Origin of the sequence: Salmonella sp. SA15303 (genome assembly GCF_029962125.1) — a bacterium.
In the GTDB taxonomy this organism is placed as follows: Bacteria; Pseudomonadota; Gammaproteobacteria; order Enterobacterales; family Enterobacteriaceae; genus Salmonella; species Salmonella enterica.
Window position 1 is genome coordinate 785,712 of record NZ_CP123924.1, and the last position, 26,186, is coordinate 811,897.

Sequence of the window (26,186 nt, forward strand, 5' to 3'; positions counted from 1 at the left end):
CTGAATGATAAAAAGTGTAGTCGAAGAAACGAAAGGGGAGAGTGGATTGTGCTGCGCATCACAAAAAGGTCAGTATAAATTCACGCTGGAATATCTGATAACGTTGCGTGTATCAGCAATGATAAAGGCCAGCAGAGCGCTGGCCTTGATAAGTACGGTATGGTTTCCCTGACTGAAAAACAGCGTCAGGCGCGGGCGATTATTTCAGACCGGCAGCATCGCGCAGCAGTTGCGCTTTGTCGGTTTTTTCCCATGGGAAGTTTTCGCGACCGAAGTGGCCGTAAGCCGCAGTTTCTTTGTAGATCGGGTGCAGCAGATCCAGCATCTGAATCAAGCCGTACGGGCGCAGGTCGAAGAATTCGCGCACCAGCAGAATCAACTGTTCAGCAGGCACTTTTTCAGTACCGAACGTTTCCACCATGATGGACGTCGGCTCCGCTACGCCGATAGCGTAGGAGACCTGGATTTCACAGCGATCCGCCAGACCTGCCGCCACGATGTTTTTCGCGACATAACGCGCAGCGTAAGCTGCAGAACGGTCAACTTTAGACGGATCTTTACCGGAGAAGGCGCCGCCGCCGTGACGCGCCATACCGCCGTAGGTATCAACGATGATCTTACGACCGGTCAGACCGCAATCGCCCATCGGGCCGCCGATAACAAAACGCCCGGTTGGGTTGATAAAAAACTTAGTGGACGTATTTAACCATTCAGACGGCAGAATGGGTTTGATGATCTCTTCCATCACCGCTTCTTGCAGCGATTTTTGGTCGATATCTTCTGCGTGCTGCGTAGAGAGAACCACGGCGTCGATACCGACGATTTTGCCGTCGTCATACTGGAAAGTGACCTGGCTTTTTGCATCCGGACGCAACCATGGCAGGGTGCCATTTTTACGCACTTCAGCCTGACGCTGTACCAGACGGTGCGCGTAGGTGATTGGCGCAGGCATCAGTACGTCGGTTTCATTTGTCGCGTAGCCAAACATCAGGCCCTGGTCGCCCGCGCCTTGTTCCAGCGGGTCTGCGCGGTCAACGCCCTGGTTGATATCCGGAGACTGTTTGCCAATTGCGCTCAGTACCGCGCAAGAGTTGGCGTCAAAGCCCATGTCGGAATGCACATAGCCAATTTCGCGCACCGTATTACGGGTAATCTCTTCGATATCGACCCAGGCGCTGGTGGTGATCTCACCGCCAACTAAAACCATGCCGGTTTTAACGTAGGTTTCACAGGCGACGCGTGCTTTCGGATCCTGTTGCAGGATAGCGTCCAACACGGCATCAGAGATTTGGTCTGCGATTTTGTCAGGATGCCCTTCTGATACGGACTCAGACGTAAAAAGGTGTTTTGCCATATTTAATTTCACCTAAGGAGAATTTAGTTAGCTCAAACTGTTGTGCGGAATAGTCATGACAGAAGATTCTACCATGAGTCTGAAGGTTGCTGACACTGGCAGTCTGAGTGTTAATCAGTATGGATGGATTAACATCTGGACGGCTATTTTAGGTCACTTCTTCGCCCAATTTCCAGCTTTTTTTGAAGGCCGTCGCAATGTCGGTCAAAATCAGGCGGTAAACGTTTCTGATAATGCTGACATTATGCGCATTTATGCTTTGCTTTTTTTCTGCGTTCTGGGTATAAAACGCGACGCGCGGCTCATACAAAAGCACACGACGTTTTCTTCGTGTCGCCACTTCCAGCCGGGTTAAAACGTTGCTTTGGCTTGTGGGTTCGTCTTACGAGGCGGCCGTGGAGGTGATACGAGATAATGAACCGTTGTATTCTGCTGAATCTGTCGCATCGTTCTGGTGCGCGCATGTCCCCCGCAATCTGCATCTCTGCTTTGCATACCTGCCGATGTTATACCCATCTCGGCGCTTCTCAGGATTCCAGAGCCGGCAATGGCGCTGAAGACTGAACAAGGGCGCTCTTGTTAACGCAAGAGTTTTCTCGTGGTTTCGCCGAACCGTTATCTGTGAGTTCGGTTACGTGTTTACAATGATATGAAAAAGAAACCGGTCGCGCAGGCGGAGCATCAGCGCTATCTGCTGGAAAATCCGCTTGTCTATGGGTTGTTATCGCGTCTTCGGATTGCGATAGTAGTCAACTGTTTTACACTTGCTAATAAAAATTGAGGTTCGCTATGTCTGACGACATGTCTATGGGTTCGCCTTCGTCAGCAGGCGAACAGGGTGTACTACGCTCCATGCAGGAGGTTGCAATGAGCTCCCAGGAAGCCAGCAAGATGCTGCGCACTTACAATATTGCCTGGTGGGGCAATAACTACTACGACGTCAACGAGCTGGGCCATATTAGCGTATGCCCCGATCCCGACGTACCGGAAGCGCGTGTCGATCTTGCCAAACTGGTGAAAGCGCGCGAAGCGCAAGGTCAGCGTCTGCCGGCGCTGTTTTGCTTCCCGCAGATCCTGCAACACCGTTTGCGTTCAATTAACGCGGCGTTTAAGCGTGCGCGTGAATCTTACGGTTATAACGGCGACTACTTCCTCGTTTATCCGATTAAGGTCAATCAGCATCGCCGCGTGATCGAGTCCCTTATCCATTCCGGTGAACCGTTGGGGCTGGAAGCGGGGTCAAAAGCGGAATTGATGGCGGTGCTGGCGCATGCCGGCATGACCCGTAGCGTAATCGTCTGTAATGGTTATAAAGACCGTGAATACATTCGGCTGGCGTTGATTGGCGAGAAGATGGGCCATAAGGTTTATCTGGTCATCGAAAAGATGTCTGAAATCGCGATTGTGCTGGAAGAAGCCGAGCGCCTGAACGTGGTTCCTCGTCTGGGCGTACGTGCGCGTCTGGCCTCTCAGGGGTCCGGTAAGTGGCAATCCTCCGGCGGCGAAAAATCAAAATTCGGCCTGGCGGCGACGCAGGTGCTGCAACTGGTGGAGACCCTGCGTGACGCCGGGCGTCTGGACAGTCTGCAACTGTTGCACTTCCACCTGGGATCGCAGATGGCGAACATTCGCGATATCGCGACCGGCGTGCGCGAGTCCGCGCGTTTCTATGTTGAGCTGCATAAGCTGGGCGTGAATATCCAGTGCTTCGACGTGGGCGGCGGTCTGGGCGTGGATTATGAAGGTACCCGCTCGCAGTCCGACTGTTCGGTGAACTATGGCCTGAACGAATATGCCAATAACATCATCTGGGCGATTGGCGATGCCTGCGAAGAGCATGGTTTACCGCATCCGACGGTGATTACCGAGTCTGGCCGCGCCGTCACTGCGCACCATACGGTACTGGTCTCTAACATTATCGGCGTGGAGCGTAACGAATACACGGATCCGACTGCCCCTGCTGAAGATGCGCCGCGTGCGCTGCAAAATCTGTGGGAAACCTGGCAGGAGATGCATAAGCCTGGCACTCGCCGCTCGCTGCGTGAATGGCTGCATGATAGCCAAATGGATCTGCACGATATTCATATCGGCTACTCTTCCGGCGCGTTTAGTTTGCAGGAGCGCGCCTGGGCGGAGCAACTTTATCTCAGCATGTGCCATGAAGTGCAGAAGCAACTGGACCCGCAAAACCGTGCGCATCGTCCGATTATCGACGAACTGCAAGAGCGAATGGCGGACAAAATGTACGTCAACTTCTCGCTGTTCCAGTCAATGCCGGACGCGTGGGGAATCGATCAGCTCTTCCCGGTGCTGCCGCTGGAAGGGTTAGATCAGGTACCGGAACGTCGTGCCGTGCTGCTGGATATTACCTGTGATTCCGATGGCGCTATCGACCACTATATCGATGGCGACGGTATCGCCACGACGATGCCGATGCCGGAATACGATCCAGAGAATCCACCGATGCTCGGCTTCTTTATGGTCGGCGCCTATCAGGAGATCCTCGGTAACATGCACAACCTGTTTGGCGATACTGAAGCGGTTGACGTGTTTGTCTTCCCGGATGGTAGCGTCGAGGTTGAACTGTCGGACGAAGGCGATACCGTTGCGGATATGCTGCAATATGTGCAACTGGATCCGAAAACGCTGTTAACGCATTTCCGCGACCAGGTAAAACAGACGGATCTGGACGATGCGTTGCAGCAGCAGTTCCTTGAGGAATTTGAAGCGGGACTGTACGGTTATACTTATCTTGAAGATGAGTAATTAAGAGTATTCCACTTGTGGGTCGATTTAATTATTTAAATCGACCCTTTTATATTTTATAAATTCTTAATTATCAGCGCGTCGCTTCTCTATGTAATCTTATGGGCCTACAATCCCCCTAATAATTAAAAAGGGGTGTGAGTATGAGCAAATTTAAATTTAATGCCGTCATTGTTGGCTTGTTTTTGCTGTTAGGCGGTTGTTCCAGCGGAATGCAATCTAATAATGGCTCTTCATCCGACGTCGGCACCGCTTGGGGCGGCGACGTGCATTCATCGGTACAAAGCGTTTCGGTAGAACGTGCCGATCGAGAACCTGCCGAAATGGTGATAATAAATTACTCCACTCAATATCCGTCAGGTTACGATAAAGTTTATAGTATACGTATCAGCGATCTTGAATATGCTGTGCGCGACGCTAATTTTAATTCGATTCCAATTACTCGTCGCTACAACGCATCAATGGGACAATGGCAATATAGTATTCCTGCAAGATCAGGGATGAACTATCAGTTATATATTCGTAATTACAGTCATGATACCAATTACGAAATCGTCGCAACGGTTGATGGCCTGGACGTGTTGAACGGAAAAGCAGGCTCGCTGAATCATCATGGCTATATTGTTAACGCCGGCGATTCACTGGCGATTAAAGGGTTTCGCAAAGATAAACACACTGAGGCGGCATTCCAGTTCGCCGACGTAGCTGACGCTTATGCGGCCCACTCCGCGCAGGGCGATGTACGCAACATCGGCGTCATCGGCTTTGCCGCTTTTGCATTGCAGGGTAAAGCAACAAATACGCTACCGCCTTGTTCCTCGCAGGCTTTCCCGGCGGACAACAACGGGTATGCGCCGCCGCCCTGCCGCAAATAAACCCGGCATCAAACGTCAAATATGCGTTATGGGAATCAGCACCTTTCCTGCCGAGTCTGGTGGGGAAGGACTGTGTGACGCGCATAGCCGTAGGTTGCGGGAAAGAAACGACCACTCTCTGGCAGGGAAATTGTTTACCATAAACATTAGGATTTGTTTACACTACCCTCAAGTGGAGCAATTGCTGTCTACATAGGTATGTGCATGGAACAAATTTTAACCAAGCGGCGCTATTTTGATATAGGGCTGCAAATAGAAGAACTACTCTATTCAGGGGTATTTAAAGCTGGCGAGCGACTTCCGGCGGAGAGAGAACTCAGCGAGCGTTTTCAAACCAGCCGCACGACGATTCGTGAGGCGATTATTATGCTTGAGCTGAAGGGAGTGGTAGAGGTTAAGCAAGGCGCAGGCACTTACTTTATTGATAGTCTGGAAAAAATCAATCAAAAAGCGCTCTTGCCTTACTCAGACATTGGCCCCTTTGAATTGCTACAGGCCCGGCAGGTCATCGAAAGTAACATCACCGGTTTTGCCGCTACGCAAATCAGATTTAATGAACTTAAGCAGCTTAAACGTATTATTGAGCAGCAGGAAAAGCAGATTGGCGGCGACAGCGACAAATTTGAAGAACTGGATCGCCAGTTCCACAATATCATCGCGGAATCCACGCAAAATCGTGTATTAATGAAACAATCTGCCGAGCTGTGGCGGGCTGTCAGGACCGAAAATCCGCGCTGGAAGCAGTTAAACTATAAGTATTTACATAAGAAAGAGTTAAGAATGAAATGGGTGGAAGATCACCGTAGTATCTTCCTTGCATTGCAAAAACGCGATGCTGAGCAGGCCAGACAGGCTTCGTGGACCCATCTTGAAAACAGTAAAAATGAGCTGGTAAAAATCTTCCAACAGGATGATTCGCTGGAAGATTTTGATGATTTTTTCTTCGCCACCTGACGGCTATTTTCAGGCGGATGACATTTTTGTCAGCGATTAACCGGGCCTGCCGCCAAAAACAAGCCCGGAGAGAGGGAATCAGGCTTCGTAAACGCTCAGCTTATCCCAGTCAAACTCTACGCCAATGCCGTAGGTGTCCGGTGCCACGGCGCGATAATTGTCGACCACCAGCGGATGTTTGGTATATTGATCGATTGGGAAACTGTGAACCTCCAGTCAGCCAGTCTCGAATGCGGAAACCAGTCTGACGTGTAATTCCTGCATACCGAGCGAGCATACCAAACGACCGCTATTCGTCGACAGACGCGCCGCCTTCAACCAGCCATTTTCCACAGCGGCAGTTTTTCACGTTTGCCTTTCAAATCCCAAAGGGCGATATCCACCGCAGACATCGCAGACATCGCAAACGACGCGATGCCTCCGCAACCCACATAGTGAATATGCTATTCCATAAAGTCATAGATATCGTCAATCGCAGCGCCTCTTTCCCTGACAGTACCGGGGCAAGATCGTGGTCGATCATCGCTTTAATTGCATACCCTCCCTTTCCGCCGGTATAGGTATATCCGGTGCCAGTTGAACCGTCTTCCAGCGTAATCGTCGTGGTTACCAGTTCGAAATGGCTATTATGCCATGTTTCACGTCAACTAAGACCTCGGCCAGAGGGGCTTTGAAAGCTTTGTTTCAACGTGCCTAATCCGCGTCTTCATCAATTTTTTCCTGTTTTAAATCAATGGATTAATTTGCCAATTACGTCTAAAGGCGGCTCACTCCTCATCGCTTTAGCAGCGACCCGGATGATCAAAACCGTAACTGATGTTCTTAGGTTAATGTTGATGCTGATAATAAATTGAGTTCATTAATTCACTAGACAAATTATCAGGTTTGGTTTGCTGTATTTCGGGTAATTATTGAACCAATCATGCGTGACATATACACTTGCAGCGGGCGTGTTATTCAATAAGATATTGTTTTTCATGTGGTTTAATGATTACGGGTTGTATGGGTGGTATGCCAATTTGTGGCCGATTTTTCTAATCAAAATCACGCTTTTGTGAATCGTAAAATTTATCCTGAGAAGTGCTTTTTATAACTAATTGATAAATAAATTATTTTTATTCATTGGCTATTAGTCAGCATACCATGGTAAAGAATCTGGTGCCATGAGTGTGATCATATTCACGGATTTTGGTATGGTGTTTAAGCAGAATTGGTAAACAAAACAGGAGTGGGAAAAATTCATGGACACCATAGCTCGCCAGTTAGACGCCGCAAGGCACCAATTCAAAACGACTTATTCACGTCAGGGAATGGAAGCCAACATCGTACATATTGGATTTGGCGCCTTTCACCGTGGTCATCAGGCTGTTTATAACGATCTCACGAATGAGATAACCGGCAACCGCTGGGGGATTTTTGAACTGAATCTGTTCGGCGATGCGGAGCTGGTGGATGCGCTAAATGCGCAACAGGGGCTGTTTTCAGTGGTGGAAACGTCAGCCAGCGCCATCAATAGTCGCCTGGTTCGTACCATCACCGGCGCGTTGCATACGCCGAAGTCAGGTATTCAGGCGGCGATCGAGAAGCTGACTGAGCCGCAGGTAAAAATTGTTTCGTTGACGATAACGGAAAAAGGTTACTGCACCGATCCACGGTCCAGAACGCTCGATCTCAGCCATCCGCTCATCAAACACGATCTTGCCGATCCTGAACATCCCCGGTCAGCACTCGGACTGATCGTCGAAGCGCTACGGATACGCCGCCAGCAAGGGCTTCCCCCGTTTAGTGTACTGTCGTGCGATAACATTCCGGAAAACGGTCATTTGACCAAAACGGCGATCGTTACGTTTGCCGATAATCTCGATCCGCAACTGGCGGCCTGGATAGCGAAGCATGTCACCTTTCCTGGCACCATGGTCGATCGCATCGTGCCGGCAATGACGCCAGAGCAATTTGACATGATTAAAGACCAGATCGGTTTTGCCGATCCCTGCGGCATCGTATGCGAGGATTTCCGTCAGTGGGTTATCGAAGATAATTTCGTTGCCGGTCGTCCTGACTGGGATAAAGCAGGGGCGATGTTCGTCTCGGACGTGCTTCCCTATGAAGAAATGAAACTTCGTATGCTGAATGGCAGCCATTCGTTTCTCGCCTATAACGGCAGCCTGGCCGGATATGAGTTTATCTATCAGTGCATGGAAGACGACGCTTTTAAAACCGCCGTACATCATTTAATGACGGAAGAGCAGGCAAAATCGCTGCGCCCGAATTTGGCGGTAGATGTACATCAATATGCGCAGTTGCTCATTGATCGATTCAGCAACCCGAATATTAAACATAAGACCGGACAGATTGCGATGGACGGTTCTCAGAAGCTGCCTCAGCGGGCCGTCGATCCTTATCTGACGCTCCAGGCGCGCGGTGTTAAGGGCAGGGCGTTAGCGACGCTGATTGCGGGCTGGCTCCATTACGTCATTAATACGCTCTCTCAGGGGCAGAGCGTGGCCGACCCGCTCAATGATACCTTCAATGCGGCTATTAAAAATAAAAACACGCGATGGGAACAAGCGCTGTCTTTGCTGCAGATAAATAGCATCTTTGGAACGCTGGCCAGCGACAACGCAGACTTTTTAAACAACATTCAGCAGGCCTTTAACCATATTGAATTACATGGCGTCACGGCCACCATTCACCGTTTATCTTCAAAGGGTTAAGTATGAAAACGCTTATCTGTAATAATCCGGGAAATATCGAATACATTGAAAGGGATATTCCTCATTTAAAAGACGATGAAGTACTGTTAAAAATTAAAGCGGTTGGTATTTGCGGCACCGATATCCATGCGTTTGCCGGTCGCCAGCCCTTTTTTGCCTATCCGCGCGTGCTGGGTCATGAAATTTGCGGCGTGGCTGAAATGTTAGGTAAATCGTGCAGCACGGCGAAGGTCGGCCAACGCTATAGCGTTATTCCCTGTATTCCTTGCGGCGCTTGCGCAGCCTGCCGGGAAGGAAAAACCAACTGCTGTGAGAACGTCTCGCTGTATGGTGTTCACCAGGACGGCGGCTTTAGCGAATATCTGGCCGTTCGTGAACAAAATCTGGTTGAACTGTCGGATAACCTCACTGACAGCGCGGGCGCGCTGGTTGAGTGTTTCGCCATCAGCGCCCATGCAGTACGCCGCGCTGACGTGAAGCCGCAGCAAAACATTGTGGTGGTCGGCGCCGGGCCGATTGGGCTGGCCGCCGCCGCGATAGCAAAAGCCAAAGGCGCTCGCGTCGCGGTAGCTGATATTGACGCCGAACGCCGTCGTCTGGTCGCCGAAAAGGTAGGCGTTGCAACGCTCGATCCGTCGTCAGACGACTATATTGATGCGCTGAAAGCCTGTTTCTCCGGTGAATTAGCCGGCACTGTGCTTGATGCCACCGGCAATAAATCCTCCATGAGCCGCGCTGTCGATCTGATTCGTCACGGCGGAAAAATCGTCTTCATCGGGCTGTATATCGGCGAGCTCGTCATTGACGATCCGACCTTCCATAAAAAAGAGACCACGCTATTGAGCAGCCGTAACGCGACGCGGGAAGACTTCGAATGTGTCATTGAGCTAATGGCTCAGGGCGCTATTAGCGAAACAATGATGAAAAACCAGGAATTCGATTTCTATACGTTCGGCAACCAGTACCAGAAGAACGTGGTAGAAAACAAAAAATTGGTTAAAGGCGTTATCAAATTTTAATAGCGGGATAGTTATGTCAACAATATTAGTCAAAGAAAATGAATTGAAAGCGCTGGCGTTTAATAAACTCACCCAGGCGGGTCTTGACGCGCAAACGGCGCAGCAGGTAGCCGACGTTTTGGTTCATGCCGATATTACCGGCGTTCACTCCCACGGCGTTATTCGCGTAGAGCACTATTGTACCCGCCTGAACGCAGGCGGGCTCAATCCAAAAGCAACATTCAGCATCGAACAGATTTCGCCTTCAGTCGCTATTCTGGACTCTGATGATGGAATGGGACACTGCGCGCTGATAAAGGCGACAGATCACGCTATTAGTCTGGCGAGAGAGACGGGGCTGGGTTTCGTCAGCGTCAAAAATACGTCCCACTGCGGCGCGCTCTCGTGGTTCATTGAGCAGGCGACAAGCCAGGGAATGGTGGCTATCGCCATGACGCAAACGGATACCTGTGTTGCGCCGTATGGCGGCGCGGAGCGCTTTCTGGGGACTAACCCAATCGCCTTCGGCTTCCCCGTTAAAGACAGCCATCCGATGATCGTCGATATGGCGACCAGCGCCATTGCGTTTGGTAAAATTCTGCACGCCAAAGAAACCGGGAAACCAATAGGTCATGGTCTGGCGCTGGATAAAGAGGGACATATCACTACCGATCCGCATAAAATTGAAAATCTGCTGCCCTTTGGCGGACACAAAGGTTCTGGTATTGCCCTGGCGATTGATGCGCTCACGGGCGTCCTGATGGGGGCAAACTTTAGCAACCATATTGTTCGGATGTATGGCGACTATGACAAGATGCGCAAGTTAGCGAGTCTGGTTATCGTTATTGATCCGCAGATGTTGGGCAATCCGCTGTTTTCCTCAATAATGAGCACAATGGTCAATGAGCTAAGGGCTGTAAAACCGATGCCCGGTGTTGATAAAGTGCTGGCGCCAAACGATCCGCAAATCGCCTATAAAGAAAAATGTTTAAAAGAAGGTATTCCTGTGGCTGAAGGTATTTACCAGTACCTGATTGGCTGATAATTATAATCACGACCATTATTTAGGATAACTATAGTATGCTATATGGAAATATAGAGCAGCTTACTTTATTACCTTACGTTAACCACATTATTAAAAAACTTATCATCGAAGCGGTGAAGATAGCTGAAGATCAGCCTGCTGGTAGATATGAACTTTCTTTCCCGGAGTCATTTCTTATGATAAGCGAAGGAGAAACACACTCTTCGTTAAACCGCAAAGCTGAACTTCATAAAAAATATATCGATGTTCAGATTTTACTAAGCGGTTATGAGGAGATTGGCTATTCCAACAAAATTGATACCAGGATAAAGGAGCTTGAGCATCTTCCTGATGACATCATCTTTCCTGAATGTGTCGCTAATGAGCAGTTCGTTACATTAAATCCTGGCGATTTCGCGCTTTTTTATCCCAACCAGGTCCACCGTCCGCTTTGTACGCGTGGTAAACCTGCGCCGGTTAAAAAAGCGATTGTGAAAATTCCGGCCACGGCATTTAGCGAGTCAAGCTAGTCTTGTCAGGCGAAGGAATAAAGAAAGCGCTAAATGCAATTCAGGAAGAGACCTTCAAGTCATCCTGAATTACAGCCAGAATGAATAAGGTGGCACTTTTCTGACTTCAGAGCCTTTTCGCGTTGGGGTTAATCGCGGAAAGGCTTTTTACGTTCTGTAAAAAGAGGATGCGGGGTCTCCCCGGTAAATAAGTGAAAATGATACAAATCGATTTTGATGTTATTTTTGTTCAATCTGAATAATATGGTCTTTTACACGGAAAGTGATTGGCGAGGTGTTATGAATCATATTTTTAAATTAGCATTTATTTTTATTATCAATATTATATTTTTAATAAATGCTTCAGCAACAACGATGGACAAAGATAAATTTGTGGAAGCGAATGGTATCAAAATTCATTACGTTGAAGAGGGCGAGGGGCCTCCGCTGCTGTTGATTCACGGTGGTGGTCTGACGGCGAAAAGTTGGCAGGGATTAGCGAAAGAGGCATCTCGATATTTTCGCGTCATCATGCCGGACAGTCGTGGACATGGATTAACCAATAACCCGCAAGGAACGTTTAGCTATGATCTGATGACGGAAGATATGGCGGCTTTTGTTAAAGCGCTGAAGCTGGAAAAACCGCTGGTGATGGGTTACAGCGATGGCGGCATGGTCGTTCTGAAGTTAACCAGCCGATACCCGGATCTAGCGCGCGCTGCTATCGTCGGCGGCGCAACGCATCGCTTTGCTACGACCCATTACATGCAGGGGATGGAAATTTTTTATGGTAAAGGAATGCCTCAGGGGCAATTGACGGATCGCGATCTGGATAAAATGGCTTCGGATGCGCCCGGGATGGTTAAATTTTATCAGAACATGCATCATCCAGAGCAAAAAGACTACTGGCGCACGTTCCTCAAAGGTGTCTGGCCAATGTGGACAACGCCCACATCGCTGGCGGAAGAAGAGGTGAAAAAAATCCACATTCCTGTGCTATTACTGGACGGCGACCGGGATGAATTTTTCACCGTTGAAGAAGTTACCGAGCTGTACCGGCTGCTGCCTCAGGCGGAGATGACCCTCATTCCCGGTAGCGGTCACGCCATTTTCCAGACGCCAGGAAAAACACCGCTGTTTTACGCATTAGTGCTTGAGTTTTTACAGCGGCAAATCCCTAAGGCCTCTTAACTGACCGCGATGGACGTATGAGCCTACTGATTTGCGCTGGATATATATTTTTTTCGGGCGTTGTCTACTGTACCTGGCTAAACTGACTTCAATAATGCGGTCTGTCAGAGTAAACTTTGAGCCGTAAACAAATTCAAACCCTTCCTCGTCGGGCCTAACGACGCGGGAGGGTTTTTTTATATTGACTAAGAAGAGGTTTTTGCCATGAGCACCTTAGGTCATCAGTACGATAACTCACTGGTTTCTAATGCGTTTGGTTTTTTACGTCTGCCAATGAACTTCCAGCCGTATGACAGCGATGCCGACTGGGTGATCACTGGCGTACCGTTTGATATGGCAACGTCCGGTCGCGCTGGCGGCCGTCATGGCCCGGCGGCGATCCGTCAGGTGTCGACCAACCTTGCCTGGGAACATCACCGTTTCCCGTGGAATTTTGACATGCGCGAGCGCCTGAACGTCGTGGACTGCGGCGATTTGGTGTATGCGTTTGGCGATGCCCGTGAAATGAGCGAAAAATTACAGGCGCACGCTGAAAAACTGCTGTCTGCAGGCAAGCGTATGCTCTCTTTCGGCGGCGACCACTTCGTCACGCTGCCGCTGCTGCGCGCCCACGCGAAACATTTTGGCAAAATGGCGCTGGTACATTTTGATGCGCATACCGATACCTACGCTAACGGCTGCGAATTCGATCACGGCACGATGTTCTACACCGCGCCGAAAGAAGGCCTGATCGATCCGCATCATTCGGTACAGATCGGTATTCGTACTGAGTTTGACAAAGACAATGGCTTTACCGTGCTGGATGCCTGCCAGGTCAACGATCGCGGCGTGGATGATATTCTCGCTCAGGTGAAACAGATCGTCGGCGATATGCCGGTCTATCTGACCTTTGATATCGACTGTCTGGACCCGGCGTTTGCGCCTGGCACCGGTACGCCGGTGATCGGCGGTTTGACCTCCGATCGCGCCATTAAACTGGTACGCGGTCTGAAAGATCTGAACATTGTCGGTATGGATGTAGTGGAAGTCGCGCCGGCTTACGATCAGTCGGAGATCACCGCTCTGGCGGCCGCGACGCTGGCATTAGAAATGCTCTATATCCAGGCGGCGAAGAAGGGCGAGTAAGTTGTTTTGCCGGATGGCGCTGCGCTTATCCGGCCTACAGCTGATTGATGCTTGTAGGCCGGATAAGGCGTTCACGCCGCCATCCGGCACTGTTCGGGGATTATTTGATCCCGTCCGCGCTCATACGATCGCGCACATGCTGTGCGCGTGCGGCGGACGCCGGGTGATCGTCGAACATCGAGCTTTGACGACCCGCTTCCAGTTTTGCCAGTTTCTCAAAGCTGGTGGCGAGTCCTGCCGGACTGATACCGCGTTTGCGCAACAGATCGTAAGAATAATCATCCGCTTCGGACTCCTGACGCTGAGAGAACTGCGAGTTCACCAGTTTTTCGCCAAGATCGCCAAGCTGTGATTGCGACAGGCTGCCGACTACGCCTCCTGCCGATGCCGCCGCAACACGAACGGCGTTAGTGCCCAGCGCGACCTGCATCCCTTTCTTTACATGACCCAGCGCGACATGGCCCATTTCATGGCCGATCACGGCTTCAACTTCGTTGTCGGTCATCATATCCATCAGTCCGCTGTAGACGCGGATACAACCGTTCGCCATGGCAAACGCGTTGACGTCTTTCGTCTCGTAAACCTTATAGTTCACCGGCTGGCCGTTAATGTTATCCCCCAGCGCGGCGGCAATTTTTGCCAGTCGTTTAGTGTATTCGCTGCTCGCCGGCGCGATTTTCGCTTTACTGTCGAGCTCTTGACAGGATTGATCGCTCAACGCTTTTACCTGCGCATCGCTTAACGTATAGGCCTGAAAAGCTTCAGCGCCCGAAGAAAGCAGTCCATTAGAGTCCATATTCTGGCAACCGGTCAGCACCGTCGCCATGCCCAAAGCAAGCAGTAAAGCGCGAATTTTCATTTTTCTCTTCCATACGAATCAATATTATTTTGAAATGCGCCCGTTGCAGATGAATTAGCGCCTGGGTTAAGTATAAAGAAAAGCATGGCAGGCAAGTTAGCTAATTGCGCAACATACGAGCATGATCCGGAGATTTCTGAAGCGGTAAAAGGATGTTCCATGTACATGACGCGCGGCTTGGGGTAAATTGTTGGCAAATTTTCCGGCGTAGCCCAAAACGCGCTGTCGTCAAGTCGTTACGGGCATGGCCTTTCAACATCCGATCTGGAGTCAAAATGTCCTCACGTAAAGAGCTTGCCAATGCTATTCGTGCGCTGAGCATGGACGCAGTACAGAAAGCCAAGTCCGGTCACCCGGGTGCCCCGATGGGTATGGCTGACATTGCCGAAGTCCTGTGGCGTGATTTCCTGAACCACAACCCGACCAACCCGTCCTGGGCCGACCGCGACCGCTTCGTGCTGTCCAATGGCCACGGCTCAATGCTGATTTACAGCCTGCTGCACCTCACCGGTTATGACCTGCCGATGTCCGAGCTGCAGAATTTCCGTCAGCTACATTCAAAAACCCCTGGTCACCCGGAAGTGGGCTACACCGCTGGCGTTGAAACCACTACTGGCCCGCTGGGTCAGGGTATTGCCAACGCCGTCGGGATGGCGATTGCCGAGAAAACTCTGGCGGCGCAGTTTAATCGTCCTGGCCACGATATCGTTGACCACTTCACCTACGTCTTTATGGGCGACGGCTGCATGATGGAAGGCATTTCTCACGAAGTGTGCTCTCTGGCTGGTACTCTGAAACTGGGCAAACTGATCGCGTTCTATGATGACAACGGTATCTCTATCGATGGTCATGTTGAAGGCTGGTTCACCGATGACACCGCGAAACGTTTTGAAGCCTACGGCTGGCACGTTATCCGTGGCATTGACGGTCACGATGCCGACGCCATTAAACGCGCCACGGAAGAAGCTCGCGCCGTGACTGACAAACCGTCCCTGCTGATGTGCAAAACCATCATCGGTTTCGGTTCGCCGAACAAACAGGGTACCCACGATTCCCACGGCGCGCCGCTGGGCGACGCGGAAATCGCGCTGACCCGCGAACAGTTGGGCTGGAAATACGCGCCGTTCGAAATCCCGTCTGAAATCTACGCCCAGTGGGATGCGAAAGAAGCCGGCCAGGCGAAAGAGTCTGCATGGAATGAGAAATTCGCGGCTTATGAGAAAGCCTTCCCGCAGGAAGCTGCTGAATTCACTCGTCGTATGAAAGGCGACATGCCGGCTGACTTCGATGCGAAAGCGAATGAGTTCATCGCTAAACTGCAGGCGAATCCATCCAAAATCGCCAGCCGTAAAGCGTCCCAGAATACCATCGAAGCCTTCGGTCCGCTGTTGCCGGAATTCCTCGGCGGCTCCGCTGACCTGGCTCCTTCTAACCTGACCCTGTGGTCCGGTTCGAAAGCGATTAACGAAGATGCCGCAGGTAACTACATTCATTACGGTGTGCGCGAATTCGGTATGACCGCTATCGCCAACGGTATCGCCCTGCACGGCGGTTTCCTGCCGTACACCTCCACCTTCCTGATGTTCGTCGAATATGCCCGTAACGCAGTGCGTATGGCAGCGTTGATGAAACAACGTCAGGTGATGGTGTACACCCACGACTCCATCGGTCTGGGCGAAGATGGCCCGACGCACCAGCCGGTCGAGCAGGTGGCAAGCCTGCGCGTAACGCCGAACATGTCCACATGGCGTCCGTGCGACCAGGTGGAATCCGCGGTGGCGTGGAAATATGGCGTAGAGCGTCAGGATGGCCCAACCGCGCTGATCCTCTCCCGTCAGAACCTGGCGCAGCAGGAACGTACTGAAGAGCAACTGGCGAATATCGCCCGCGGTGGTTACGTACTGAAAGATTGTGCGGGCCAGCCGCAGATTATCTTCATTGCGACCGGTTCAGAGGTTGAGCTGGCGGTTGCCGCTTACGAAAAACTGACTGCCGAAGGCGTGAAGGCGCGCGTGGTTTCCATGCCGTCCACCGACGCGTTCGACAAGCAGGATGCGGCTTACCGTGAATCCGTGCTGCCGAAGGCGGTCTCTGCGCGTGTGGCGATTGAAGCGGGTATCGCTGACTACTGGTTCAAATACGTCGGCCTGAACGGCGCTATTGTCGGGATGACCACCTTCGGTGAGTCTGCTCCGGCAGAGCTGTTGTTTGAAGAGTTTGGCTTCACGGTGGACAACGTGATCGCCAAAGCGAAAGCACTGCTGTAATCCTTAATACGGCATAAAACGGGTCGCTTCGGCGACCCGTTTTTTATTCTCCCTTTGACAACCTGCCGTTTTCCAGCCGTACCACCCGTGAAAAATGACGCCGGGTAAACGCAGCGTCATGGCTAATCGCGACGACGCTGGTTCCCCGTGCCCGGCATGTCGCCAGCCAGTGTTCAAATACGGTTAGCCAGTGGGCGTCAAAATCCCGGCTGGGTTCATCCAGCAATAACACAGGCGGCGCTATCGCCTCCAGACTGGCGACCGCCACCATCCGGCGCTGTGCGGCGTGCAGATCAAGCGGGTGTGCCTCGGCGACGTCCGTTAGCTGGCATAACCGCAGCGCGGCCTGCGTGCGCCGTGAAATTTCCTCCGCCGATAAGCGTTGTAGTTTCAGCCCAAAAGCGACCTCTTGCGCGACATTGCTGTGGAAAATCTGGTTTTCCGCTTCCTGAAAGAGTACGCCGATAGCGGCGGCGCGTTGACGATTTTTAAGCTGCGCAATCGGCTCTCCATTAAGCGTTACCGAGCCGGAAGCGGGGGAAAGCAGGCCGGCCATAATCCGTAACAGCGTTGATTTTCCCGCGCCGTTATCGCCGGTCAACGCCAGCCATTCGCCGTCACGAAGTTTAAGCGAGATAGCGTGCAAACAGTCGGCTGCGGCATCCGGCCAGCGATAAGCGACCTGATTTAACGTCAACATAATGGGGTTAGCGCTCCGTCGCGCAATTGCCATACCCGCTGGCATCGCGTCAGAAAAGGAAAATGATTACGCTCAAAAAGCACAATGAGAGAATGACGTTCCAGCGCCCACTGTTGTAACCGTTCCAGCAGCATCCCGGTGGCCGCTGACGTCAGCCGACTGAAGGCTTCATCAAGAATTAACAGTCTGGGCTGCATGGCAAGCGCGCTGGCAATTACTACCCGCTGCGTTTCGCCGCCGGAGAGCGTGCCGGGATGGCGATGGCGTAACGACTGGCAGTTTGTCAGGGTCAGCGCCTCGTCAATGCGCCGTAGAATCTCCGCTTCATGGAGGCCGAGATTCTCCGGGCCAAACGCCACCTCTTCCTCTACGCTAAAGGTACAGCCGGAAAGCTGTAAATAAGGCGATTGCTGCACCAATTGGATGGTGGGCGACTGTTCTACCAGCGGGAGCCGCCCGATAGGGACGCCAAGCAGTAAGCCTGTGCCGTCAATATCACCGGGGAGATAATCCGGATACCAGCCAGCCATCAGTTGCGCCAGCGTACTTTTTCCGCTGCCGTTATCGCCGACTATCGCTACTATTCCGGGTGTTGAATAGTGGAAATCAAAACATGCCGGCGGGCGTGTCGCATCGGACGGAAGATAACGAAACTGCTCTAACGTAACCATATCCATACTCCCGCTTCCGCCAGTATTAGCAGTACCATGCCATACCGCGCAACCCGTTGTAACACGCTATCTTTCGGCGCCCACAGCGTGGTTCGGGCTCGATGCAGCCGAAACCCCCGCATATCCAACGCCGCGCCGCGTATTGTCAGATCGTTAAGCGCATTTTGCGTAAGCGGCACGATCAGCGCAGGCATTGCCCGTAGCCGCTGATACCAGCCTTCATCCAGCGGTACGCCACGCGCGCGCTGGGCTTCATGAACGATCGTCAGTTGTCGTTTGAGCTGTTCGACGACCAGCAGAGGGCCAGCGAACAGGTAAGCGATGCCGGGCGGCAGACGTGAAGCGAACAGGGCGCGAATAAACCGCTGAACCGGCACATACTGCATCCATAGCTGCGACGTCGACACGATCGCCAGCAGACGTAGCCATAGCGTAACGGCATATACCCAGCGCTGCGGATCGCGAGGCTGCCCGCTTATCCATTCCGTTAGCCAACCGCCATGTACCAGCCATAGCCCAAACCCTAAAGACAGCATCAGCCAGGCGACATACTTCGCCCGCCGCCGCGTTGATTTCAGCGCCAGCAGACAGAGGAAGGCCGCCGCGCTATAAACCGGGAGCACGGTCTGCGCAGGGAGTAGCAGCGTGGTGCAGGCCGCCAGCGCCCATAAGGTTAACGAGGTAAACGGATGCATTTAGCGTACGGCTGACATCGCAGGAAAATGCCGTGTCGTACGTAACGGTAGCTGACGCAGCAGCACCCAAACGATGATCGCCGTCAGAATTTTATCGACCAGATTAGCGCCTATGACGGTAATCGCGACCGACTCCACCAGGTTTTGGCCCATTGAATGCATCCAGGCGACGAATAAATCAGCGCCGCTGCCGGTAACGCCGCCAAAAAGCGCGGTACGAAGCGGTACGGCGACCAGCGTCACCGCTAACGTAATGACGACCCCGCTGACGATCACTTTGGGCAGGGTACGAAACCAGCCTGCGCGCGCCAGCCACCCGGCGACCAGACCGATAACCATCGCTACCGGGGCAAACGCGGCAGCGATAGGATCGGTAAGCAGCCCCCACAGCAAGTTGGTTAGAAGCCCAGTCAACATGCCGATGAACGGCCCTAACAGCACCGCGCTAATTAAGGTGCCGATCGAGTCGAGAAAAATAGGCAGCTTCAACATGCTAATAAGCTGTCCGCCAATCATATTGATGGCAATAGCGATGACAATCAGCACCAGGGACTGGCTGGAAAACGGGCGACGCGCCATAAAGTACCTCTTAAAGAGTCGTCAATTAACGGGAAGAAATATGCAGTTCGTCATAACCGGAAATGGCGCACGGTTGACGGCTGAACGTCAGCGCTGGCAGCTCGCCGATAACCAGTTCCAGCGTGGTACGCACGGTACACCCTGGCATCATATGGCCGCCGAGCATAACCCCGTAGGGATCCGATACCGCGAGATGCAGATGCTCGCCGGTCAATTCAAGCGTGCCGTTTAGCGAGATAACTTCAAACGTGCCGGTGAGCGATGTGGTCGCCTCTTGCCCGGCATAACGCAGCGCAACATCGGTCAGACTGCCGGTACACCCTGCTATCCAGGCGGCACGTAATTGGTTCTGTTGCACAAAGGCGTGTAATTGGGAAAACACTTCCTGGCCGGGAAGCAGACGAAGCGCGTAAAAGCGCGCTGTAGAGGCATTGTGGTGAGATACAGTCATCGTTACAGGACTCCGAGACTCGGACGTGGCGCTGATAATATAGACGCTGGCGACAGCGCTTTCTGATATAAATCAGTATTTGTGACGCGACGATGAAAAGATCTGACGGATGTACTGGTGATTCTTAAATATGGAATAAATTGCAGCGTAAGCGGCCATGAAATGTGATGCAGGTCAGATAACTGTCTTCTTCGACTGGACAAACATTCCTTTTATTCCCCGTTTCGCTTATTCTAGCTGAAGCGTTTCAGTTAATTAAATGTTCGACAATTAACCAATCAGTCGCAGTTTGCGACAGGTGAGGTTTTACTCGACGATGAGCTGCATTACTCTGTCAGCCTCATCTGAATCGGGATAGCCTTGCAGGAGACCTATGACCGTACGCATAGCGATTAATGGCTTTGGTCGCATCGGGCGTAACGTGGTTCGTGCTTTGTATGAATCCGGACGTCGCGCGGAAATTACCGTGGTGGCCATCAACGAGCTGGCGGATGCCGCAGGCATGGCGCATTTGTTGAAATACGATACCAGCCACGGGCGTTTTGCATGGGAGGTTCGCCACGAGCGCGAGCAGCTTTTTGTCGGTGACGATGTCATTCGTATTCTGCATGAAAGAACGCTGGCGGATCTGCCGTGGCGCGAACTGGGCGTGGATGTTGTGTTGGATTGTACGGGCGTATATGGCAACCGGGAGCATGGCGAGGCGCATATTGCCGCTGGCGCGAAGAAAGTGCTCTTTTCTCATCCGGGCAGCAACGATCTTGACGCCACCGTCGTTTTTGGCGTGAACCAGAACCAACTGCGTGCGGAACATCGTATTGTCTCAAACGCGTCCTGTACCACGAATTGCATAATTCCCGTCATTAAATTGTTGGATGATGCTTACGGCATCGAGTCTGGTACCGTCACGACGATCCACTCTGCGATGAACGATCAGCAGGTGATCGACGCGTATCACTCCGATCTACGGCGCACGCGCGCGGCCAGCCAGTCGATTATCCCGGTAGATACAAAACTGGCGGCAGGCATTACGCGTATATTCCCGCAGTTTAACGACCGTTTTGAGGCGATTGCGGTGCGCGTTCCAACCATTAATGTGACGGCGATCGATTTAAGCGTAACGGTGAAAAAACCAGTAAAAGCCAGTGAAGTCAACCAGTTGCTGCAAAAAGCAGCACAAGGTGCATTTCATGGTATAGTTGACTATACGGAATCACCGTTGGTCTCGATAGATTTTAACCACGACCCGCACAGCGCCATTGTTGATGGCACGCAAACCCGGGTCAGTGGCGCCCACCTGATCAAGACGCTGGTCTGGTGCGATAATGAATGGGGCTTTGCTAACAGGATGCTCGACACCACGTTAGCGATGGCCGCAGTTGGTTTCAGGCTCGACGCGTCAGCGTCGACAAAACTTTAAGCATCATTGAGAGGATTCACCATGTCTGTAATTAAGATGACCGATCTGGATCTGGCCGGGAAACGCGTTTTTATCCGTGCGGATCTGAACGTACCTGTTAAAGAAGGGAAAGTGACCAGCGACGCGCGTATCCGCGCTTCTCTGCCGACCATCGAACTGGCTCTGAAACAGGGCGCGAAAGTGATGGTAACTTCCCACCTGGGTCGTCCTACCGAAGGCGAGTACAACGAAGAATTCTCTCTGCTGCCGGTTGTTAACTACCTGAAAGACAAACTGTCTAACCCGGTTCGCCTGGTCAAAGATTACCTGGACGGCGTTGACGTGGCCGAAGGTGAGCTGGTGGTTCTGGAAAACGTTCGCTTTAACAAAGGCGAAAAGAAAGACGACGAAGCGCTGTCTAAAAAATACGCCGCCCTGTGTGACGTATTCGTGATGGACGCCTTTGGTACTGCGCACCGCGCGCAGGCTTCTACCCACGGTATCGGCAAATTTGCTGATGTTGCGTGCGCAGGCCCGCTGCTGGCCGCTGAACTGGATGCGCTGGGTAAAGCGCTGAAAGAACCGGCTCGTCCGATGGTGGCTATCGTTGGTGGTTCTAAAGTATCTACCAAACTGACCGTTCTGGATTCCCTGTCTAAAATCGCTGACCAGCTGATTGTCGGCGGCGGTATCGCCAACACCTTCGTTGCCGCTCAGGGCCACAGCGTCGGTAAATCCCTGTACGAAGCTGACCTGGTTGACGAAGCAAAACGTCTGCTGACCACTTGCGATATCCCGGTTCCGACCGATGTTCGCGTTGCCACCGAGTTCTCCGAAACCGCACCGGCGACTCTGAAATCCGTTAACGACGTGAAAGAAGACGAGCAGATCCTGGATATCGGCGATGCTTCCGCTCAGCAGCTGGCTGAAATCCTCAAGAATGCCAAAACCATTCTGTGGAACGGCCCGGTTGGCGTGTTTGAGTTCCCGAACTTCCGTAAAGGGACTGAAATCGTGGCGAATGCCATCGCTGATAGCGAAGCGTTTTCCATCGCTGGCGGCGGCGACACCCTGGCGGCAATCGACCTGTTCGGCATTGCTGACAAAATTTCCTACATTTCTACTGGCGGCGGCGCATTCCTCGAATTCGTGGAAGGTAAAGTTCTGCCAGCCGTAGCGATGCTCGAAGAGCGCGCTAAGAAGTAATCGTTACGGGCAGGGATTCCTGCCCGTTGATTTATCGCCGATCTGACATTCAGGGCGGCCCGTGTTTTTTCCCAAAGCCCGACGATACAGGACAACGAAACATGTCTAAAATTTTTGATTTCGTAAAACCAGGCGTGATCACTGGTGATGACGTACAGAAAGTGTTCCAGGTAGCAAAAGAAAACAATTTTGCTCTGCCGGCAGTTAACTGCGTGGGCACTGATTCCATCAACGCTGTTCTGGAAACCGCTGCAAAAGTTAAAGCACCGGTCATCGTTCAGTTCTCCAACGGCGGCGCTTCCTTCATCGCGGGTAAAGGCGTGAAAACTGACGTACCTCAGGGCGCGGCAATCCTGGGCGCTATCTCTGGCGCGCATCACGTTCACCAGATGGCTGAACACTACGGCGTTCCGGTTATCCTGCACACTGACCACTGCGCGAAGAAACTGCTGCCGTGGATCGATGGCCTGCTGGACGCGGGTGAAAAACACTTTGCGGCTACCGGTAAACCGCTGTTCTCTTCTCACATGATTGACCTGTCTGAAGAGTCTCTGCACGAAAACATCGAAATCTGCTCCAAATACCTGGCGCGCATGTCCAAAATTGGCATGACTCTGGAAATCGAACTGGGTTGCACCGGTGGTGAAGAAGACGGCGTGGACAACAGCCACATGGACGCTTCTGCTCTGTACACCCAGCCGGAAGACGTTGATTACGCGTACACTGAACTGAGCAAAATCAGCCCGCGTTTCACCATTGCCGCTTCCTTCGGTAACGTACACGGCGTTTACAAGCCGGGTAACGTGGTTCTGACCCCGACCATTCTGCGTGATTCTCAGGACTATGTTTCTAAGAAACACAACCTGCCGCACAACAGCCTGAACTTCGTTTTCCACGGCGGTTCCGGTTCTACTGCTCAGGAAATCAAAGACTCCGTAAGCTACGGCGTAGTGAAAATGAACATCGATACCGATACCCAATGGGCAACCTGGGAAGGTGTTCTGAACTACTACAAAGAAAACGAAGCGTATCTGCAAGGTCAGCTGGGCAACCCGAAAGGCGAAGATCAGCCGAACAAGAAATACTATGACCCGCGCGTATGGCTGCGTGCTGGCCAGACTTCGATGATCGCTCGTCTGGAAAAAGCATTTAAAGAACTGAACGCGATTGACGTTCTGTAATATAGTCTGCTGATTGAAATGGCTTCCCTTGGGAAGCCATTTTTTTGTCTATGGAAAACCCCCAGCTAGGCTGGGGGTTCCGGAAAGCTTTCAGCTTTAAGCCAGTTATTAAAACCCCTTTTGATTTGTTAAAACATCTTGCGGTCTGGCAACTGCAAAAGTTCAACAAGAAATCAAAAGGGGGTCCCAATGGGGGACGAAAAGAGCTTAGCGCACACCCGATGGAACTGTAAATATCACATAGTTTTCGCGCCCAAATACCGAAGACAAGCGTTCTATGGAGAGAAGCGTAGGGCAGTAGGCAGCATATTAAGAAAATTGTGTGAATGGAAAAACGTACGAATTCTGGAAGCAGAATGTTGTGCAGATCATATTCACATGCTTCTGGAGATCCCGCCGAAGATGAGTGTGTCGAGTTTCATGGGATATCTGAAGGGTAAAAGTAGTCTGATGCTTTACGAGCAGTTTGGGGATCTAAAATTCAAATACAGGAACAGGGAGTTCTGGTGCAGAGGGTACTATGTCGATACGGTGGGTAAGAACACGGCGAAGATACAGGACTACATAAAGCACCAGCTTGAAGAGGATAAAATGGGTGAGCAATTATCGATCCCGTATCCGGGCAGCCCGTTTACGGGCCGTAAGTAACGAAGTTTGATGCAAATGTCAGATCGTATGCGCCTGTTAGGGCGCGGCTGGTAAGAGAGCCTTATAGGCGCATCTGAAAAACCTCCGGCTATGCCGGAGGATATTTATTATCGTTATTTCCGGAGAGCGGCGTTAGTTAGCGCTTTCATCCGGCCAACTCACAATGTACCTGCCTTTTTTGGGATGATGCCGAAAAATGGCATATTCTTCTGTTTTTGTTTACCTTTAAAAAGTTCTTTTCGTGAGAATGATCTCATTTGCTTGTTTTGCTATGACCAAGGAATATTGAATGGAAGATTTGAATGTTGTCGACAGCATAAATGGTGCGGGCACCTGGCTGGTACGCAACCAGGCGTTATTGCTCAGCTATGCTGTGAATATTGTTGCGGCTATCGCTATTATCATCATCGGCTTGATTGTAGCGCGCGTGATCTCCAATACGGTAAATCGTCTGATGCGTGCGCGTCATATTGATGCGACAGTGGCCGACTTTCTTTCTGCGCTGGTGCGCTATGGGGTTATCGCTTTTACGCTGATTGCGGCTCTGGGTCGCGTGGGGGTTCAAACCGCCTCGGTTATTGCCGTACTGGGCGCCGCTGGTTTAGCCGTTGGCCTGGCATTACAGGGATCGCTTTCTAACCTTGCGGCTGGGGTATTGCTGGTTATGTTCCGTCCGTTCCGCGCCGGTGAGTATGTCGATTTGGGCGGCGTTGCCGGTACGGTACTGAACGTGCAAATCTTTTCCACGACAATGCGCGCGGTAGACGGCAAAATTATTGTGATTCCGAATGGCAAAATTATCGCGGGAAATATCATCAACTATTCTCGTGAGCCGGTTCGCCGTAACGAATTCATTATTGGGGTGGCCTACGATTCGGATATCGATCAGGTGAAACAGCTGCTAACGACGATTATCGAGTCCGACGATCGTATTTTAAAAGATCGCGAAATGACGGTGCGTTTGAATGAGCTGGGCGCCTCATCAATTAATTTTGTGGTGCGTGTCTGGAGTAAAAGCAGCGACCTGCAAAATGTCTACTGGGACGTGCTGGAACGTATTAAACGTGAATTCGACGCCGCTGGTATTAGCTTCCCGTACCCGCAGATGGACGTCAATTTTAAACGCGTGAAAGATAACGCCGCGGAGTAATTTTCTCCCGCGCTGCCTGCCGGCGCTGCGCTTATCCGCCTCCAGTATTCTCTGGTTATTGAGCGGATAAGCGTAGCCGCTATCCGTTATTCAGTCTCTTTATTAGCTTTTCTTATTAGTGATTAAAATTATCAATTTCCGCTAATAATATTCCCGCGCTATAGTCTGCCTTTAAGAAAAACAGCTCAGGGTAGTTAACGTGATATCTTATTATTTTCAAGGGTTTGCCCTTGGCGCCGCCATGATCCTTCCGCTTGGCCCGCAAAATGCGTTTGTGATGAATCAGGGAATTCGTCGCCAGTACCACCTCATGATAGCGCTGCTTTGCGCGTTAAGTGATTTAGTCCTGATTAGCGCCGGTATTTTTGGCGGTAGCGCGTTGCTGATGCAGTCGCCGTGGCTGCTGGCGCTGGTCACATGGGGCGGGGTCGCGTTCTTGTTATGGTACGGTTTTGGCGCGCTGAAAACGGCAATGAGCAGTAATCTGGAGCTGGCCAGCGCCGAGGTTATGAAGCAGGGGCGCTGGAAAATTATTGCTACGATGCTGGCGGTAACGTGGCTGAATCCGCACGTTTATCTGGATACGTTTGTCGTGTTGGGCAGTCTCGGCGGACAACTGGCTATGGAGCCAAAGCGCTGGTTCGCCCTCGGCACGATTAGCGCGTCGTTCTTATGGTTTTTTGGGTTAGCGCTACTGGCGGCCTGGCTTGCGCCTCGACTGCGTACGGCGAAAGCTCAACGCATTATCAACATTCTGGTTGGGGTGGTGATGTGGCTTATCGCCTTCCAACTGGCGCGGGAAGGCGTCGCGCATATGCACGCGCTTTTCAACTAAGCGTTGTCTGATGGACAACAGGCCGATATCCGCTA

The 26,186-nt window shown here is 51.7% G+C and carries 27 protein-coding genes and 1 pseudogene; 20 read left to right on the forward strand and 8 right to left on the reverse strand.

Translation table 11 applies throughout. From position 1 onward, the window contains the following. Window positions 1-199 precede the first annotated feature (199 nt). Entirely contained in the window at window positions 200-1,354 is a 1,155-nt protein-coding gene (gene metK, locus QEN31_RS03800) for a methionine adenosyltransferase (RefSeq protein WP_001062140.1), read from the reverse strand. A gap of 55 nt (window positions 1,355-1,409) precedes the next feature. Here metK and QEN31_RS03805 point away from each other — a divergent pair, with 55 nt between their 5' ends. The 6 genes from QEN31_RS03805 (at window position 1,410) to QEN31_RS03830 (ending at window position 5,949) form a co-directional block, all read left to right on the forward strand. Beyond that, window positions 1,410-1,709, forward strand: coding sequence for a hypothetical protein (locus QEN31_RS03805; RefSeq protein ID WP_001540882.1), 300 nt, complete (start codon window positions 1,410-1,412; stop codon window positions 1,707-1,709). A 59-nt stretch (window positions 1,710-1,768) separates the two neighbouring features. After that, the gene (locus QEN31_RS03810) at window positions 1,769-1,918 is read left to right on the forward strand and encodes a hypothetical protein (RefSeq protein WP_001751809.1); all 150 of its coding nucleotides are present in this window, start codon (window positions 1,769-1,771) and stop codon (window positions 1,916-1,918) included. Window positions 1,919-2,003: 85 nt separating this feature from the next. Continuing rightward, window positions 2,004-2,135: an acid stress response protein YqgB gene (yqgB, locus tag QEN31_RS03815; RefSeq protein ID WP_000729109.1), complete on the forward strand. Its 132-nt coding sequence runs from the start codon at window positions 2,004-2,006 to the stop codon at window positions 2,133-2,135. An 8-nt stretch (window positions 2,136-2,143) separates the two neighbouring features. Then, window positions 2,144-4,120 carry a biosynthetic arginine decarboxylase gene (gene speA / locus QEN31_RS03820; RefSeq protein ID WP_001278580.1) on the forward strand — a complete coding sequence of 659 codons (1,977 nt, stop codon included), beginning with the start codon at window positions 2,144-2,146 and terminating at the stop codon, window positions 4,118-4,120. A gap of 143 nt (window positions 4,121-4,263) precedes the next feature. Then, window positions 4,264-4,995: a hypothetical protein gene (locus QEN31_RS03825; RefSeq protein WP_000032793.1), complete on the forward strand. Its 732-nt coding sequence runs from the start codon at window positions 4,264-4,266 to the stop codon at window positions 4,993-4,995. A 153-nt stretch (window positions 4,996-5,148) separates the two neighbouring features. Next, entirely contained in the window at window positions 5,149-5,949 is an 801-nt protein-coding gene (locus QEN31_RS03830) for a FadR/GntR family transcriptional regulator (protein WP_001576357.1), read from the forward strand. Between the two features lie 314 nt (window positions 5,950-6,263). Here the strand turns inward: QEN31_RS03830 and QEN31_RS03835 are convergent, their stop codons facing one another. Further along, window positions 6,264-6,350, reverse strand: a complete 87-nt coding sequence (locus QEN31_RS03835) for a hypothetical protein (RefSeq protein WP_001275591.1) — start codon at window positions 6,348-6,350, stop codon at window positions 6,264-6,266. A gap of 840 nt (window positions 6,351-7,190) precedes the next feature. On the opposite strand from QEN31_RS03835, the gene QEN31_RS03840 reads away from it, so the two are divergent. From QEN31_RS03840 to QEN31_RS25335, 7 genes and pseudogenes are all read left to right on the forward strand, one after another. Next, window positions 7,191-8,663 carry a mannitol dehydrogenase family protein gene (locus QEN31_RS03840; RefSeq protein WP_000379524.1) on the forward strand — a complete coding sequence of 491 codons (1,473 nt, stop codon included), beginning with the start codon at window positions 7,191-7,193 and terminating at the stop codon, window positions 8,661-8,663. A 2-nt stretch (window positions 8,664-8,665) separates the two neighbouring features. Next, window positions 8,666-9,682: a zinc-binding alcohol dehydrogenase family protein gene (locus tag QEN31_RS03845; protein ID WP_000853913.1), complete on the forward strand. Its 1,017-nt coding sequence runs from the start codon at window positions 8,666-8,668 to the stop codon at window positions 9,680-9,682. 13 nt (window positions 9,683-9,695) lie between these two features. Next, window positions 9,696-10,703: an Ldh family oxidoreductase gene (locus tag QEN31_RS03850; protein WP_000104231.1), complete on the forward strand. Its 1,008-nt coding sequence runs from the start codon at window positions 9,696-9,698 to the stop codon at window positions 10,701-10,703. 38 nt (window positions 10,704-10,741) lie between these two features. Then, window positions 10,742-11,215: a YhcH/YjgK/YiaL family protein gene (locus QEN31_RS03855; protein ID WP_000965538.1), complete on the forward strand. Its 474-nt coding sequence runs from the start codon at window positions 10,742-10,744 to the stop codon at window positions 11,213-11,215. A 213-nt stretch (window positions 11,216-11,428) separates the two neighbouring features. After that, the gene (locus tag QEN31_RS03860) at window positions 11,429-12,385 is read left to right on the forward strand and encodes an alpha/beta fold hydrolase (protein WP_014344408.1); all 957 of its coding nucleotides are present in this window, start codon (window positions 11,429-11,431) and stop codon (window positions 12,383-12,385) included. 204 nt (window positions 12,386-12,589) lie between these two features. Further along, window positions 12,590-13,510: an agmatinase gene (gene speB, locus QEN31_RS03865; protein ID WP_000105550.1), complete on the forward strand. Its 921-nt coding sequence runs from the start codon at window positions 12,590-12,592 to the stop codon at window positions 13,508-13,510. Window positions 13,511-13,513: 3 nt separating this feature from the next. Further along, window positions 13,514-13,598, forward strand: a pseudogene (locus QEN31_RS25335) (hypothetical protein); the annotation flags it as partial. Window positions 13,599-13,610: 12 nt separating this feature from the next. Here QEN31_RS25335 and QEN31_RS03870 read toward each other — a convergent pair. Next, entirely contained in the window at window positions 13,611-14,369 is a 759-nt protein-coding gene (locus QEN31_RS03870) for a M48 family metallopeptidase (protein ID WP_000701830.1), read from the reverse strand. A 275-nt stretch (window positions 14,370-14,644) separates the two neighbouring features. On the opposite strand from QEN31_RS03870, the gene tkt reads away from it, so the two are divergent. Further along, the gene (gene tkt / locus QEN31_RS03875; RefSeq protein WP_000098655.1) at window positions 14,645-16,636 is read left to right on the forward strand and encodes a transketolase; all 1,992 of its coding nucleotides are present in this window, start codon (window positions 14,645-14,647) and stop codon (window positions 16,634-16,636) included. Window positions 16,637-16,679: 43 nt separating this feature from the next. Here tkt and QEN31_RS03880 read toward each other — a convergent pair whose 3' ends face one another. The 5 genes from QEN31_RS03880 to QEN31_RS03900 are packed head-to-tail and all read right to left on the reverse strand — an operon-like array spanning window position 16,680 to window position 19,732. Continuing rightward, window positions 16,680-17,336, reverse strand: coding sequence for an ABC transporter ATP-binding protein (locus QEN31_RS03880; protein ID WP_000956930.1), 657 nt, complete (start codon window positions 17,334-17,336; stop codon window positions 16,680-16,682). Further along, window positions 17,330-18,007, reverse strand: a complete 678-nt coding sequence (locus QEN31_RS03885; RefSeq protein ID WP_001520421.1) for an ABC transporter ATP-binding protein — start codon at window positions 18,005-18,007, stop codon at window positions 17,330-17,332. The genes QEN31_RS03880 and QEN31_RS03885 overlap by 7 nt, the downstream gene beginning before the upstream one ends. Next, window positions 17,995-18,702, reverse strand: coding sequence for an energy-coupling factor transporter transmembrane component T (locus QEN31_RS03890; protein ID WP_000553271.1), 708 nt, complete (start codon window positions 18,700-18,702; stop codon window positions 17,995-17,997). Before QEN31_RS03890 ends, QEN31_RS03885 begins: the two co-directional genes overlap by 13 nt. Beyond that, window positions 18,703-19,281: an ECF transporter S component gene (locus tag QEN31_RS03895; protein ID WP_000124001.1), complete on the reverse strand. Its 579-nt coding sequence runs from the start codon at window positions 19,279-19,281 to the stop codon at window positions 18,703-18,705. It lies immediately after the preceding gene. Between the two features lie 25 nt (window positions 19,282-19,306). After that, window positions 19,307-19,732, reverse strand: a complete 426-nt coding sequence (locus QEN31_RS03900; RefSeq protein ID WP_000218569.1) for a PPC domain-containing DNA-binding protein — start codon at window positions 19,730-19,732, stop codon at window positions 19,307-19,309. Window positions 19,733-20,105: 373 nt separating this feature from the next. Here QEN31_RS03900 and epd point away from each other — a divergent pair, with 373 nt between their 5' ends. From epd to argO, 6 genes are all read left to right on the forward strand, one after another. Then, complete coding sequence (epd, locus tag QEN31_RS03905; protein WP_000218338.1) at window positions 20,106-21,152, forward strand: erythrose-4-phosphate dehydrogenase; 1,047 nt, start codon at window positions 20,106-20,108, stop codon at window positions 21,150-21,152. Between the two features lie 21 nt (window positions 21,153-21,173). Further along, entirely contained in the window at window positions 21,174-22,337 is a 1,164-nt protein-coding gene (pgk, locus tag QEN31_RS03910) for a phosphoglycerate kinase (protein WP_000111274.1), read from the forward strand. Window positions 22,338-22,438: 101 nt separating this feature from the next. After that, window positions 22,439-23,518, forward strand: a complete 1,080-nt coding sequence (gene fbaA, locus QEN31_RS03915; protein ID WP_000034386.1) for a class II fructose-bisphosphate aldolase — start codon at window positions 22,439-22,441, stop codon at window positions 23,516-23,518. A gap of 189 nt (window positions 23,519-23,707) precedes the next feature. Then, the gene (tnpA, locus tag QEN31_RS03920; RefSeq protein ID WP_000502119.1) at window positions 23,708-24,166 is read left to right on the forward strand and encodes an IS200/IS605-like element IS200F family transposase; all 459 of its coding nucleotides are present in this window, start codon (window positions 23,708-23,710) and stop codon (window positions 24,164-24,166) included. 289 nt (window positions 24,167-24,455) lie between these two features. Further along, complete coding sequence (locus QEN31_RS03925; RefSeq protein WP_000389833.1) at window positions 24,456-25,316, forward strand: small-conductance mechanosensitive channel MscS; 861 nt, start codon at window positions 24,456-24,458, stop codon at window positions 25,314-25,316. 199 nt (window positions 25,317-25,515) lie between these two features. Continuing rightward, entirely contained in the window at window positions 25,516-26,151 is a 636-nt protein-coding gene (argO, locus tag QEN31_RS03930; RefSeq protein ID WP_000626863.1) for an arginine exporter ArgO, read from the forward strand. Window positions 26,152-26,186: the final 35 nt, after the last annotated feature.

What these genes read in the sequence shown, in the direction of transcription:
- QEN31_RS03900 (WP_000218569.1), bottom strand. Translation starts at nt 19,732, where the DNA reads ATGACTGTATCTCACCACAATGCCTCTACAGCGCGCTTTTACGCGCTT.
- QEN31_RS03885 (WP_001520421.1), bottom strand. Translation starts at nt 18,007, where the DNA reads ATGGTTACGTTAGAGCAGTTTCGTTATCTTCCGTCCGATGCGACACGC.
- QEN31_RS03835 (WP_001275591.1), bottom strand. Translation starts at nt 6,350, where the DNA reads ATGTCTGCGATGTCTGCGGTGGATATCGCCCTTTGGGATTTGAAAGGC.
- pgk (WP_000111274.1), top strand. Translation starts at nt 21,174, where the DNA reads ATGTCTGTAATTAAGATGACCGATCTGGATCTGGCCGGGAAACGCGTT.
- QEN31_RS03925 (WP_000389833.1), top strand. Translation starts at nt 24,456, where the DNA reads ATGGAAGATTTGAATGTTGTCGACAGCATAAATGGTGCGGGCACCTGG.
- QEN31_RS03845 (WP_000853913.1), top strand. Translation starts at nt 8,666, where the DNA reads ATGAAAACGCTTATCTGTAATAATCCGGGAAATATCGAATACATTGAA.
- QEN31_RS03805 (WP_001540882.1), top strand. Translation starts at nt 1,410, where the DNA reads ATGACAGAAGATTCTACCATGAGTCTGAAGGTTGCTGACACTGGCAGT.
- speB (WP_000105550.1), top strand. Translation starts at nt 12,590, where the DNA reads ATGAGCACCTTAGGTCATCAGTACGATAACTCACTGGTTTCTAATGCG.
- tkt (WP_000098655.1), top strand. Translation starts at nt 14,645, where the DNA reads ATGTCCTCACGTAAAGAGCTTGCCAATGCTATTCGTGCGCTGAGCATG.
- QEN31_RS03825 (WP_000032793.1), top strand. Translation starts at nt 4,264, where the DNA reads ATGAGCAAATTTAAATTTAATGCCGTCATTGTTGGCTTGTTTTTGCTG.
- QEN31_RS03895 (WP_000124001.1), bottom strand. Translation starts at nt 19,281, where the DNA reads ATGGCGCGTCGCCCGTTTTCCAGCCAGTCCCTGGTGCTGATTGTCATC.
- yqgB (WP_000729109.1), top strand. Translation starts at nt 2,004, where the DNA reads ATGAAAAAGAAACCGGTCGCGCAGGCGGAGCATCAGCGCTATCTGCTG.
- fbaA (WP_000034386.1), top strand. Translation starts at nt 22,439, where the DNA reads ATGTCTAAAATTTTTGATTTCGTAAAACCAGGCGTGATCACTGGTGAT.
- speA (WP_001278580.1), top strand. Translation starts at nt 2,144, where the DNA reads ATGTCTGACGACATGTCTATGGGTTCGCCTTCGTCAGCAGGCGAACAG.
- QEN31_RS03890 (WP_000553271.1), bottom strand. Translation starts at nt 18,702, where the DNA reads ATGCATCCGTTTACCTCGTTAACCTTATGGGCGCTGGCGGCCTGCACC.
- tnpA (WP_000502119.1), top strand. Translation starts at nt 23,708, where the DNA reads ATGGGGGACGAAAAGAGCTTAGCGCACACCCGATGGAACTGTAAATAT.
- metK (WP_001062140.1), bottom strand. Translation starts at nt 1,354, where the DNA reads ATGGCAAAACACCTTTTTACGTCTGAGTCCGTATCAGAAGGGCATCCT.
- QEN31_RS03840 (WP_000379524.1), top strand. Translation starts at nt 7,191, where the DNA reads ATGGACACCATAGCTCGCCAGTTAGACGCCGCAAGGCACCAATTCAAA.
- QEN31_RS03855 (WP_000965538.1), top strand. Translation starts at nt 10,742, where the DNA reads ATGCTATATGGAAATATAGAGCAGCTTACTTTATTACCTTACGTTAAC.
- QEN31_RS03870 (WP_000701830.1), bottom strand. Translation starts at nt 14,369, where the DNA reads ATGAAAATTCGCGCTTTACTGCTTGCTTTGGGCATGGCGACGGTGCTG.
- epd (WP_000218338.1), top strand. Translation starts at nt 20,106, where the DNA reads ATGACCGTACGCATAGCGATTAATGGCTTTGGTCGCATCGGGCGTAAC.
- QEN31_RS03850 (WP_000104231.1), top strand. Translation starts at nt 9,696, where the DNA reads ATGTCAACAATATTAGTCAAAGAAAATGAATTGAAAGCGCTGGCGTTT.
- QEN31_RS03810 (WP_001751809.1), top strand. Translation starts at nt 1,769, where the DNA reads ATGAACCGTTGTATTCTGCTGAATCTGTCGCATCGTTCTGGTGCGCGC.
- QEN31_RS03880 (WP_000956930.1), bottom strand. Translation starts at nt 17,336, where the DNA reads ATGTTGACGTTAAATCAGGTCGCTTATCGCTGGCCGGATGCCGCAGCC.